The sequence below is a fragment of the Streptomyces sp. NPDC045431 genome, from assembly GCF_040646655.1.
Lineage (GTDB): Bacteria > Actinomycetota > Actinomycetes > Streptomycetales > Streptomycetaceae > Streptomyces.
In genome coordinates this window covers 1-12,030 of the sequence record NZ_JBEZAQ010000033.1, presented here as the reverse complement: position 1 = coordinate 12,030, position 12,030 = coordinate 1, and the positions used below count along the sequence as shown (strand labels likewise).

At 73.4% G+C, this 12,030-nt stretch carries 9 protein-coding genes; 4 read left to right on the top strand and 5 right to left on the bottom strand.

Features of this window, described 5'->3' with window-relative positions; translation table 11 throughout:
* Positions 1–92: 92 nt before the first annotated feature.
* Positions 93–611: an NUDIX domain-containing protein gene (locus AB0A69_RS33090; protein ID WP_361429703.1), complete on the top strand. Its 519-nt coding sequence runs from the start codon at positions 93–95 to the stop codon at positions 609–611.
* A gap of 24 nt (positions 612–635) precedes the next feature.
* On the opposite strand, the gene AB0A69_RS33085 is transcribed toward AB0A69_RS33090, so the two are convergent.
* Positions 636–845: a hypothetical protein gene (locus AB0A69_RS33085; protein ID WP_361429701.1), complete on the bottom strand. Its 210-nt coding sequence runs from the start codon at positions 843–845 to the stop codon at positions 636–638.
* A 158-nt stretch (positions 846–1,003) separates the two neighbouring features.
* The gene (locus AB0A69_RS33080) at positions 1,004–3,496 is read right to left on the bottom strand and encodes a glycoside hydrolase family 31 protein (protein ID WP_361429699.1); all 2,493 of its coding nucleotides are present in this window, start codon (positions 3,494–3,496) and stop codon (positions 1,004–1,006) included.
* A gap of 223 nt (positions 3,497–3,719) precedes the next feature.
* On the opposite strand from AB0A69_RS33080, the gene AB0A69_RS33075 reads away from it, so the two are divergent.
* Entirely contained in the window at positions 3,720–5,714 is a 1,995-nt protein-coding gene (locus tag AB0A69_RS33075) for an acetoacetate--CoA ligase (RefSeq protein WP_361429697.1), read from the top strand.
* A gap of 1 nt (position 5,715) precedes the next feature.
* On the opposite strand, the gene AB0A69_RS33070 is transcribed toward AB0A69_RS33075, so the two are convergent.
* On the bottom strand, positions 5,716–7,038 hold the full coding sequence (locus AB0A69_RS33070; protein ID WP_361429695.1) for an aminotransferase class I/II-fold pyridoxal phosphate-dependent enzyme: 1,323 nt from the start codon (positions 7,036–7,038) through the stop codon (positions 5,716–5,718).
* A gap of 47 nt (positions 7,039–7,085) precedes the next feature.
* On the opposite strand from AB0A69_RS33070, the gene AB0A69_RS33065 reads away from it, so the two are divergent.
* Both AB0A69_RS33065 and AB0A69_RS33060 read left to right on the top strand, forming a co-directional pair.
* Entirely contained in the window at positions 7,086–8,390 is a 1,305-nt protein-coding gene (locus AB0A69_RS33065) for an MFS transporter (protein WP_361429693.1), read from the top strand.
* A 13-nt stretch (positions 8,391–8,403) separates the two neighbouring features.
* A complete protein-coding gene (locus tag AB0A69_RS33060) occupies positions 8,404–9,300 on the top strand; it encodes a hypothetical protein (protein WP_361429691.1) in 897 nt (298 codons plus the stop codon).
* A gap of 60 nt (positions 9,301–9,360) precedes the next feature.
* On the opposite strand, the gene ptsP is transcribed toward AB0A69_RS33060, so the two are convergent.
* Both ptsP and AB0A69_RS33050 read right to left on the bottom strand, forming a co-directional pair.
* Positions 9,361–11,031: a phosphoenolpyruvate--protein phosphotransferase gene (gene ptsP / locus AB0A69_RS33055; protein WP_361429689.1), complete on the bottom strand. Its 1,671-nt coding sequence runs from the start codon at positions 11,029–11,031 to the stop codon at positions 9,361–9,363.
* A gap of 84 nt (positions 11,032–11,115) precedes the next feature.
* Positions 11,116–11,565 (bottom strand): PTS glucose transporter subunit IIA, encoded by a 450-nt coding sequence (locus AB0A69_RS33050; protein ID WP_361429687.1) that lies wholly within the window; start codon positions 11,563–11,565, stop codon positions 11,116–11,118.
* Between the last annotated feature and the right edge of the window lie 465 nt (positions 11,566–12,030).

Genomic DNA, 12,030 nt, shown 5'->3' with positions numbered 1-12,030 from the left:
TGCCGCAAGCCCCGGCCCCAAGCCTCAAGGCCCCGGCCCAGCCCCCAAGCCTCGAGGCCCCGGGTCCAAGGCCCCCGGCTACAGTCCGCCCTGTGAAGGACTCCCACTGCGGCGCCTGCGGCGCGCCCTACCCGTCCGCGGCCGACTGGCCCCGCACGTGCGCCTCCTGCGGCGACACCGCCTACCGCAACCCCCTGCCGGTCGCGGTCGCCCTGCTCCCCGTCACCGGCACACGCGGGACCGGCCTCGTCGTCATCACCCGCACCATCGACCCCCACCGCGGGGGCGTCGCCCTGCCCGGCGGCTTCATCGACCACGCGGAGGACTGGCGGCACGCGGTGGTACGGGAGTTGTGGGAGGAGACCGGCATCCCCGCGGCCGCCGCCGACGTCCGCCTCGCCGACGCCATGAGCTCACCCGCCGGTCACCTGCTGCTCTTCGGCCTCCTCCCGGAGCGCCCCGCCGCCGGGCTGCCGCCCTCCGCCGCCACCGCCGAGACGTCGGGCCACCACGTCCTGTACGCGCCGACGGAGCTCGCGTTCCCGCTGCACACCGCGGCCGTACGGAACTGGTTCGCCAGCCGCTACGGGACGGGGACACCCTCCGGGTGATCCCGCGCGGGGCCCTGCTGAGACCTACAGGCGATCCAGCGACCGCAGCGCCGCCTCGTCCGCGCTGCGGTCGGCCGTCAGCGCCGGGTCGCTGCCCGTGTTGCCGTACTCCTGCACCGAGTAGTTGCCGTTCTGGGTGTTCACCCCGCGGTCGCCGACCGCCGAGGCGGCCGAGGCGGAAGCGCCGAGCACGGCCGCGGCGACACCGGCAGCCGCCAGCACCTGCTTGATCATGGTCCATCCCTTCGTCGAGCGGCCCGGCACCGAGCGGCCGGGCCCACCCTGCGTAACGCCGCACCCGGCGCGCGTGTGCGTGGCGTTCACCCGTTTGCCGTCACACACGTGACCCCCAGCCCGCCACCCCCGTCGGCCACCCGCCCCGGCCGGGGCCGTCATCCCGCCACCGCGCCCAGCCCCCGCACCCTCACCCGTCGTTCCTCCACCGGCCGCGCGCCGTCGTCCGTCACCCGCTCCACCCGGACCCCGCCGTCCACCAGTCGGCTCGTGTACCGCTCCACCTCCGCCCGTTCCCAGCCGTCACCCGCGTCGCGCACCACCAGCCCACCGCCCGTGCGCCCCGCCGCCGGAGCCCAGACCTCCAGCTCCTCCTCGCCGTCCTCGCCCCGTACGGGGATCACCGCCCCGCCCCGCGCGAGCACTGGGATACGCGACAGCGGAGCGTCCAACAGCACCTGCCCCGGCCCGTCGTACGCCCGGCCGGTCGCGGTGTCGTACCAGCGCCCGCGCGGAAGCCGTACGGCCCGGCGGTCCATGCCGCGCGCCATCACCGGCGCCACGAGCAGCGCGTCGCCCAGCAGGAAGGCGTCCTCGCAGTCGCGCAGCGCACGGTCCTCCGGAGCACCCCACCACAACGGCCGCGCGTACGGCGCCCCCGTGAGCCGCGCCAGATGGGCCAGCGTCACGAAGTACGGCCGCAGCCGTTCGCGTTCGGCCAGCGCCACGCGCGCGTACCGCAGCACCCGCGGCCCGAACTCCCACGGTTCGCGCAGCCCCGCGTCGATCGCCGAGTGCGTACGGAACAACGGCAGCCACGCGCCCAGCTGGAACCAGCGCAGGAAAAGCTCCGGCGACGGGATCCCGTCGAACCCGCCCACATCGGGCCCCGAGTACGGCACCCCGCACAGGCCCAGCCCCAGCACCAGGGAGAGCGACGCCCGCAGCCCCGGCCACCCGGTCGACACATCGCCCGACCACGTCCCGCCGTACCGCTGCATCCCCGCCCAGCCGGACCGCGAGAAGAGGAACGGCCGCTCGTGGGGCCGCAGCCGCCGCAGCCCTTCGTAGCCCGCCCTGGCCATCGTCAGGCCGTACACGTTGTGCGCCTCGCGGTGGTCGCCGCCCCGCCCCTCCAGGGCGTGCCGCGCCGAACGGGGCAGCGTCCTGTCACCGAACGCCGCGAACGACACCGGTTCGTTCATGTCGTGCCACACCCCGGAGAAGCCCTGCGCGAGCCGCTCCTCGTACAGGCCGCCCCACCACGTCCGTACGGCGGGATCGGTGAAGTCCGGGAACACGCACTCACCCGGCCACACCAGCCCCCGCACCTCACCGCCCCGCCCGTCCCGTACGTACGCACCCGAGGCCCCGACCGACCGCCCGCTCTCGTACACCGCGTTGCCGCGTTCCGCCCTGACCCCCGGGTCGACGATCGACACCAGCCGTACCCCCGCCTCGCGTGCCTCCCGGGCGAGCCCGGGCAGGTCGGGGAACCGCTCCCGGTCCACCGTGAACACCTGGTGCTCCCGGTAGTGGTCGATGTCCAGGTGCAGCGCCGACAGCGGCAGATCGTGCTCCCGGTAGCCGGCCACCACGCGCCGCACCTCGCGCTCCGTGCCGAAGCCCCACCGCGCGTGCTGCGGTCCCAGCGCCCAGGACGGCGGCAGCGCGGGCGCGCCGGTCAGGGTGGTCCAGCCGTGCAGCACGCGCGCGGGGGTCCCCACCACGACCCAGCAGCGCAGCGGGCCACCGCTCATCCGCACCTCGCTCGCCCCCGGCCGGTCGTGCCCCGACCCGGCGCCCTCCTCGCCCTCCCGCAGGCTCACCAGCCCGTCCCAGGAGTTGTCGTGGAAGGCCAGATGGGTCCCCGCGTCGGACACCACCAGCTGCACCGGCATGGTGATGTAGAGCGGGTCGTCACCGGGACCGAAGCCGCCGCCCGGATCGGTGTTCCACAGCCGGTACGTGCCGTCCCGCAGCCGTGGCCCCGACGCCCGCCCGCCGAGCCCGAAGAACCGCGCGTCGGCCGGCACCTCCGAGCGCTGCACCCACCGCACGGGACCCGCCGCCGCACCGCCCGCCGGGGCCCTCCCGTCCGCCGGGTCCCCGCCTGTCGGCTCCCCGCCTGTCGGCTCCCCGCCTGTCGGCTCCCCGCCCGTCGTCCCGTCGCCCGCGGGCTCCCGGCCCACCGGCTCCCACCAGCGGGGCGGCAGCTCCCGGCGCAGCATGACGCCCCCCGGCGTGCGGATCTCCACAGCGCCGTCGCGCGACACCGCCACCGTCACCCGCTCCGCCACCACCCGCCAGCCGCCGCCCGTGTCCGGCTCCAGTACGGCCCGCTGGTCCGGCTCCGGAGGGGCGCCGGCCAGCGCGTACGACGGGAGCGGCTCGGCCCCGTCCCAGCCCCAGAAGACCGTGCCGCCGGCCGTCACCCACACCCGCAGCACGGACCGGGCGAACGTGACCACGCCGCCGCCCGGCAGCGGCTGCGCCCCCTGAGCGGGCCCCGGCGTCCGCGCCCGTTCGGCTCCGCGCGGCGGCAGCCCCCAGGCGTCCGTACGGCGCTGCCGCCACGCCGAGCGCACGGCCCGCAGGCCCCGTACCGTCGAGAAGACCTTCACCGAACGCACCAGATCACGACCGTCCATGCGGCTCACCCTGCCACCCGCCCACGCGCGGGGGAGGGCCGTTCAACTGCCGTTCACCCGTGGTGGGACCACATATTCAGCCTCGCGACCATGGGCGGGGAACCCTGGTGCGAACAACGATCACATGGCATCGTCCCTGTCAGCCGCGTCACGCGCACACCCCGCACGTGCGCGCGACCCACGCAGACCCGCGTACAGGGACGTACAGCCAGGGAGCAGCCCCATGACCTCAGAGCACGCGCAGCCCGAGCCGCTCTGGCAGCCCGACCAGGACCGTATCGCCACCGCCGCGGTCACCCGCTTCCAGGCCTGGGCGGCCGAGCGGCACGGAGCCCCGGCCGACGGCGGCTACCCCGCGCTGCACCGCTGGTCCATCGACCACCTCGACACCTTCTGGCAAGCGGTGGCGGAGTGGTTCGACATCCGCTTCTCGACACCGTACGAGCGGGTCCTGGGCGACCGCTCGATGCCCGGTGCCCAGTGGTTCCCCGGCGCCACCCTCAACTACGCCGAGCACGCCCTGCGCGCCGCCGCCGACCGCCCCGACGCGGCGGCCCTGCTCCACGTCGACGAGACCCAGGAGGCGACGCCCATCAGCTGGGCGGAGCTGCGCCGGCAGGTGGGCGCCCTCGCCGCCGAGCTGCGCGCCCTCGGCGTACGCCCCGGCGACCGCGTCAGCGGCTACCTGCCCAACATCCCGCAGGCCGTCACCGCCCTCCTCGCCACGGCCGCCGTCGGCGCCGTGTGGACCTCCTGCGCCCCCGACTTCGGCGCGCGCAGCGTGCTGGACCGCTTCCAGCAGGTGGAACCCGTCGTCCTGTTCACCGTCGACGGCTACCGCTACGGCGGCAAGGAGCACGACCGCCGCGACACCGTCGCCGAGCTGCGCCGCGAACTGCCCACCCTGCGCGCCGTCGTCCACATCCCGCTCCTCGGCACGGACGCCCCCGAGGGCGCCCTCGACTGGTCCGCGCTGACCGACGGCGACGCGGAACCCGTCTTCGAGCAGGTGCCCTTCGACCACCCCCTGTGGGTCCTGTACTCCTCCGGCACCACCGGCCTGCCCAAGGCGATCGTCCAGTCCCAGGGCGGCATCCTCCTCGAGCACATCAAGCAGCTCGGCCTGCACTGCGACCTCGGCCCGGAGGACCGCTTCTTCTGGTACACCTCCACCGGCTGGATGATGTGGAACTTCCTCGTCTCCGGCCTGCTCACCGGCACCACGGTCGTCCTGTACGACGGCAGCCCCGGCTACCCGGACACCGGCGCACAGTGGCGCGTCGCCGAACTGACCGGGACCACCCTCTACGGCACGTCCGCGGCGTACGTCATGGCCTGCCGCAAGGCGGGCGTCCACCCGTCCCGCGACCACGACCTGTCCCGCATCACGTGCGTCGCCACCACCGGCTCCCCGCTCCCTCCGGACGGCTTCCGCTGGCTCCACGACGAGGTCCGCGACGACCTGTGGATCGCCTCCGTCAGCGGCGGCACGGACGTGTGCAGCTGCTTCGCCGGCGCCGTCCCCACCCTCCCCGTCCACGTGGGGGAGCTCCAGGCCGCCTGCCTGGGCACCGACCTCCAGGCCTGGGACCCGCAGGGCAAGCCCGTGACCGGCGAGGTGGGCGAGCTGGTCGTCACCCAGCCCATGCCGTCCATGCCCATCCACTTCTGGAACGACCCGGACGGCAGCCGCTACCGCGACAGCTACTTCGAGATGTACCCCGGCGTCTGGCGCCACGGTGACTGGATCACGATCACGGACCGCGGCTCGGTCGTCATCCACGGCCGTTCCGACTCCACCCTCAACCGCCAGGGCGTCCGTATGGGGAGCGCCGATATCTATGAGGCGGTGGAACGCCTCCCCGAGATCCGCGAGTCGCTCGTCATCGGCCTGGAGGAGCCCGACGGCGGCTACTGGATGCCGCTCTTCGTCCACCTCGCCGAAGGGGCCGCCCTCGACGACGAGCTGATCGACCGCATCAAGCGGACCATCCGTACGGAGCTGTCCCCGCGTCACGTACCCGACGAGATCATCGAGGTCCCCGGCGTCCCGCACACGCTCACCGGCAAGCGCATCGAGGTCCCGGTCAAACGCCTCCTCCAGGGCACCGAGCTCTCCAAGGCCGTCAACCCCGGCTCCGTGGACAACCTCGACCTGCTGCGCTTCTACGAGGGGCTCGCGCGCACCCGCGCCGCCAAGGGCGGGAAGACGGGCTGACTCAACCCCCGTACATGGCCTCGGACTCGCCCAGTACGCCGGCGAAGTCCGAGGCCAGCCGCGCCGCGCCGGACGGCTCCAGCGTCGCCGTCGTGACCCGTACGGCGGTGGGCGCCGCGATCCGGAAGCGGGCCCCCGCGGCCACCCACCAGCCGTACGACCGCAGCCCGTTGACGACCGCCGACTCGTCGCGCACCGGCACCCACACGTTCAGGCCGCTCGCCCCGTGCGCCGCGATCCCGCGCCGCGCCAGCTCACCGAGCAGCGCCTCCCGCCGCTCGGTGTAGGCCGCCTCGGCCCGCCTCACCAGCCGTGCGGCTTCCTCGTCGGCCATCAGCCGCGCCACCGTCTCCTGCAGCACGTGGCTGACCCACCCCGAGGTCAGCAGCATCCGCCCGTCGTGCCGGGCCAGCGTCGTCGCGTCACACGCGAGCCCCGCCCACCGCAGGTCGATGCCCAGATGCTTGGAGACCGTGCGCACCTGCGCCCAGCGCGGCAGCCCGGCGGCCGCCAGCGTCACGGCCGACGGCGCCCCGGAGATCTCCGCGTTGTGGTCGTCCTCTATGACCAGCACCTCGGGGGAGCCTGCCAGTACCTCCACCAGCGCGTCCCGCCGCTCCCGAGTGAAGTACGCGCCCCTGGGGCTCTGCCCGCGCGGACTGCACACCAGCGCCCGTACGCCCGCGCGAAGGGCCGCCCGCAGCGCCTCGGGCAGCATCCCCGCGTCGTCCACCGCGACCGGCACCATCCGCAGGCCCAGCGCCGGAACCAGGTCCAGCAGGTGATGGAACCCCGGATCCTCCACCGCCACCGAATCGCCCGGCTTCAACTCCGTGGAGAGCAGCCGCGCCACGCAGTCGAGAGCGCCGTGCGCGAAGGTGACGTGCTCCGCCGGAACCCCGTCCCGCGCGAACCACGCGCGCGTGAGCTCCTCCAGCGCCGCCAGCCGCGGTGACGCCCGGTGCGACCCGGGCACCGGCGTCACCGGTGACGGGGGCCGGAGCTCCGGCAGGAACGCCGGGTCCGGATGGCCGCCCGCCAGATCGCGCACCCCGTCCGGCACCCTCGGCGGCCGCCGCGACCCGACCGACGGCGCCTGCGCCACCACGGTCCCGCCCCTGCCCCTCGTCACCACGATCCCGCGCTGCCGCAGCTCCTTGTACGCCGTCGCCACGGTCCCGGGGCTGACGCCCAGATCGTCCGCGAGCCGCCGCACCGGAGGCAGCGCGGCACCCGGCCCCAGGCCTCCGTCGGCCACGGCCCGCTCGATGGACGCGGCAATCCCCTTGGCCGACGTCCCACTGATCGCATATTGTGCTGCCACGTACTCAACTATGTATCAATACATAATACGGAGTCAAGGGGGAAACGGTGAACCAGCACCGTCACCGCACCGCGCCCACCCCGCGCACGCGGAGCCGCATCCACATCCCAGGGGGCCGTGACGGCCGCCGCATGCTCGTCGTCACCCTCATCGACAAAACCGGCACCGGACTCTGGGCCACGGCCGTCGCCCTCTACTTCACCCAGGTCAGCGGCGCGTCCGTCGCCCAAGTCGGCATCCTCATCGGCGTCTCCGGCGCCATAGGCATCGCCGGCGCCCCACTCGCCGGACGCCTCGCCGACCGCTTCCCCGTCACCCGCGTCCTCATCGGCGCCCAACTCCTCCGCGCCGCCGCCCTCCTGGCCCTCCTCACCACCGACAGCTACGCCCTCCTGCTGCTCTACTCCGCCATCGGCGCCCTTCCCGACCGGGGCTCCAACGTCCTCACCAAGCTCTACGCCGCGCGCGTCGCGGGCCCCGAACGCACCCGCTACCAGGCCGTCAACCGCACCGCGGCCAACATCGGCTGGGCCCTCGGCGGCCTCGCCGCGGCAGCCGCCCTCACCGTCGGCACCACCACCGCCTACCAGGCCCTGCTCGTCGGCAACGCCCTCTCGTACGTCGTGATCGCCGCGCTCACCCTCCGCTGCGCCGAACCCCCGTCACCCTCGCGCGTCGCCGCCGCCTCCACCACCTCCGCGGCCACGCCCACCCCCGCCCCGCCCTCCAACCCCTGGCGTGACCGCACCTTCCTCCTCTACACCGCCACCGAAGCCGCGCTCTTCCTCGACGACGCGATCCTCCAGGTCGGCCTGCCCCTGTGGATCATCCACGCCACGGACGCCCCCGTCGGCCTCGCCCCGATGCTGCTGGTCCTCAACTCGGTCCTCGTGATCGTCTTCCAGGTGCCGCTCGCCCGCTTCGGCACCACCCCCGCCGCCGCCCGACGCCTGCTCACCCCGCTCGCCTGCCTCTTCCTCGCGGGCTGCCTCGCCCTGGCGGCCTCCGCGACCGGCGGCACCTGGACCGCCATCGCCACGCTCACCGCGGGCGCGATCGCCCTCACCTTCGTGGAGATGCTCCACGCCGTCGTCTCCTGGGAACTCTCCGTCGCTCTCGCCCCCACCGACGCCCAAGGCGCCTACCTCGGCGTCCACGGCCTCGCCGCATCCACCCAGCGCAGCGCGGGACCGCTCCTCGTCACCGCCGTCATCGCCGCGGGCCCACTCGCCTGGCCCCTCCTCGGCGCCGGCTATGCCGCCCTCTGCCTCGCCCAGCGCCGCCTGGTCCGCGACCGAGTCCGCGAAGCCACGTTGTCAGACCCCTCGGTTACGGTGAGTGAGCACCGATGAACCAGGGGGATTCATGGCACACACCCGGAGCACCACCGCGATGCGGCGCGCCCTGCGCCGCGAAGTCCCGACCATCGTCGGCCTCCTGGCGGACGAAGAGGACTTCACGGCCATGCGCCGCTACCGCACCTTCACCTTCGACGACCACGCGACCTACCTCCACCAGGTCGAAGCCCTCCTGAGGAGCCTCGCCTCCCAGGGTGGCCACACCACGGTCACCCTCTTCGACCCCGAGGACTACGCCGTGTACTGCGCGCAAGCGGGCCTCGACCCCGACAGCCCCGCCAGCCGCAGCCGCTTCACCGCCGAAGTCGCCACCACCGGCGCCGGCCTCGCCTACACCGGACAACCCATCGACCGGCTCGTCCCCGCCCTCATCAACAAAGCCGTACGCCACGCCACCTGGGAGTACGCCACCATGCTCCTCGCCGACGCCGGAGAGTGCGCCCGCTGCGGCCAGGACATCGGCCGCGACGCCTTCGACCGGGCCTCCCACCTCCTGCACCGCCTCCTTCAAGAGGCCGGACCCGGCACCCACCACGTCGTCTGCAGCATCCCCGCGCGCGACGAGCAACTACTGGCCGTGCTCCACGCCGAGCGCCCGGACACCGGCCCCACCCTGCTCGACTCCTCCGAAGGCGCCGAGTTCACCACCGTCCTCGCGGTCGGCATCGCCCTCCAAAGCGCCGGTGGACTGGTCCTGCGCACCACCACACCGGCCGCCCCCGACCGCGTCCACGGCTGGCGCCTCGACCGCGGCCGCCTCATCCCGCTGAGCGCCGCCGAGGTCTTCAACGCCTACTGCACCGACGCCGACACCGGTGAACCGCTCTCCCCGGAGCCCAACGTCGACTACCTCGCCGGATTCGACATCACCGGAAGTGACGACCTGCCGCCCCCGCACCACTGAGCGCGCAAGCGAAAGGGGCTTCCCCGCCACCGCGGGAAAGCCCCTCCACCCTCCGTGCGCCTACTCGCCGGACAGGACCGCCTGCGCGGCCAGCCGCGCCTCCTCGGCGGTGTCCGCCGCCCGCGCCGCCGCGGCCGCCCGCTCGCACTGCGCCAGCGTGTGCTTCGCCAGCGTCGCGCGTACGTACGGAATCGAAGCGGCGCCCATCGACAGGGAGGTGACCCCGAGACCCGTCAGCACACAGGCCAGCAGCGGATCGGCCGCGGCCTCGCCGCACACACCACAGCTCTTGCCCTCGGCCCGGGCGGCCTCCGCCGACAGCGCGACCAAGTCCAGCAGCGCCGGCTGCCACGGGTCCTGCAGCCGCGACACCGCACCCACCTGCCGGTCGGCGGCGAACGTGTACTGCGCCAGGTCGTTCGTGCCCAGCGACAGGAACTCGACCTCCTGCAGGATCGAGCGCGCCCGCAGCGCGGCGGACGGAATCTCCACCATCGCACCGAACTTCGCCCGCAGCCCCGCCTCACGGCACGCGTCCGCGAACGCCTTCGCGTCCGTACGGTCCGCCACCATCGGCGCCATGACCTCCAGGTACACCGGAAGCCCCTCGGCCGCCTTCGACAGCGCGGACAGCTGCGTCCGCAGCACCTCCGGGTGATCCAGCAGCGCCCGCAGCCCCCGCACGCCGAGCGCCGGGTTCGGCTCGTCCGCCGGCGTCAGGAAGTCCAGCGGCTTGTCCGCGCCCGCGTCCAGCACCCGCACGACAACCCGGCCCTCGGGAAACGCCTCGAGCACCTTCCGGTACGCCTCGACCTGCTTGTCCTCCGACGGCGCCTGCTTGCTGTCGTCCAGGAACAGGAACTCGGTACGGAACAGACCGACACCCTCGGCACCAGCCTCCACGGCCGCCGCCACATCGGCCGGCCCGCCCACGTTCGCCAGCAACGGCACCTTGTGCCCGTCGGACGTCGCCCCCGGACCGGTCGCCGCCGACAGTGCCGCCTTGCGCTCTGCGGCCGCCCGCTCCAGCTCGGCACGGCGCTCAGCGCTCGGCTCGACGAAGATCTCACCCGTGCTGCCGTCCACCGCGATCATGGTGCCCTCCGCCAGCTCCCCGGCACCCGGCAGCGCCACCACGGCCGGTACACCGAGCGCCCGCGCCAGAATCGCGCTGTGGCTGGTCGGTCCGCCCTCCTCGGTCACGAAGCCCAGGACCAGCGACGGGTCCAGCAGCGCCGTGTCCGCCGGAGCCAGATCCCGCGCGATCAGCACGTACGGCTCGTCACTGTCCGGAACACCCGGCATCGGCACACCCAGCAGCCGCGCCACGATCCGGTTCCGTACGTCGTCGAGGTCCGCGACCCGCCCCGCCAGGTACTCCCCGGCCCCGGCGAGCAGCGCCCGGTACGCGGCGAACGCGTCGTACACCGCCCGCTCGGCCGTGCTGCCCACGGCGATACGACGGTCGACGTCGGCCATCAGCTCCGGGTCCTGGGCCATCATGGCCTGCGCCTCGAGCACGTGCTGGGCCTCACCGCCGGCCAGATTGCCGCGCGCGATCAGATCCGCCGCGACCGCTTCCACGGCCTGGCGAGCACGCCCCTGCTCGCGCTCCGCCTCATCGGCCGGAATCTGCTTGGCCGGCGGCTCCAGGACTGCCGTGCCCATGTGCCGAACCTCGCCGATCGCCACACCGTGGCTGACGCCGACGCCTCGCAGCGTTGTCTCCATTACACCTGTCTCCGATTGAGTGGCGGCCCGCCGCCACCACGTTTGAATGTCCGACCCGTCGCCGTCCCGGGGACAGCGGCACGCTCACTGCCAGGTGAAGAGAGACTCTCCGGCTTCCACGTCGCCCTTCTCACGGAGCTCACCGAGGGAGTCGGCGGTGGCTTCCAGGGCCACGATCGGACAGATCGCGGACTTGCCGGCCTCCTCGACGGCCGCAGGGTTCCACCGCACGACGGCCTGCCCGCGCGAAACGGTGTCGCCCTTGCTCACAAGGAGCTCGAAGCCCTCGCCGTTCAGCTGCACGGTGTCGATGCCCAGGTGCGTCAGCACCCCGTGCCCCTCCGAGTCCACGACGACGAACGCGTGCGGGTGGAGGGAGACGACCACGCCGTCGACGGGGGAGAGCGCCTCGGAAGGCTCACGCACGGGATCGATGGCGGTACCGGGCCCGACCATCGCCCCGGAGAACACGGGGTCCGGCACAGCGGCGAGTCCGATGGCCCGGCCGGCGAGCGGCGACGTCACGATGGTCATGGGGAGCCTCCCAGGGGGCGGAGATTCTGTGTCGCCGTCACTGCCTGTCCCGGACGGCGTACTGTCAGAAGCGTATGTCATGAGATGTCCCGGTTCCGCCCGAGAAGCCCATGTTCATGGCCCTCGGGAGCACCGGAGCGATTTGCCTCAACTACCGGCTGCAGGTAGGGTCGTACACCTGCCTGACCCCGACACAACAGTGAGTCGCAGGTCGTCGGCAGCACCTATCAAGCCGAGATCCTAACTGGTCTACACCAGTGGTCTACACCTCTGTGCCGACGCCTCCGGGTGGTGGTCAGAGGGGCGGAGAAAGCCTGATAGTGTTTGAACCCGCCGGAAAGGGAAGCGCGAAAGCGAAGAACGGCCCGGTAGCCCGCTCCAGCGGGTGGCGGAAACGGAAAACGGATCTGCTAAGCTGGAAACACGAAAGACCGAAGGGAAGCGCCCGGAGGAAAGCCCGAGAGG

Excerpts from the sequence above, each read along its gene's own strand:
- AB0A69_RS33085 (WP_361429701.1), bottom strand. The coding sequence starts at position 845 with ATGATCAAGCAGGTGCTGGCGGCTGCCGGTGTCGCCGCGGCCGTGCTC.
- AB0A69_RS33080 (WP_361429699.1), bottom strand. The coding sequence starts at position 3,496 with ATGGACGGTCGTGATCTGGTGCGTTCGGTGAAGGTCTTCTCGACGGTA.
- AB0A69_RS33075 (WP_361429697.1), top strand. The coding sequence starts at position 3,720 with ATGACCTCAGAGCACGCGCAGCCCGAGCCGCTCTGGCAGCCCGACCAG.
- AB0A69_RS33060 (WP_361429691.1), top strand. The coding sequence starts at position 8,404 with ATGGCACACACCCGGAGCACCACCGCGATGCGGCGCGCCCTGCGCCGC.
- ptsP (WP_361429689.1), bottom strand. The coding sequence starts at position 11,031 with ATGGAGACAACGCTGCGAGGCGTCGGCGTCAGCCACGGTGTGGCGATC.
- AB0A69_RS33050 (WP_361429687.1), bottom strand. The coding sequence starts at position 11,565 with ATGACCATCGTGACGTCGCCGCTCGCCGGCCGGGCCATCGGACTCGCC.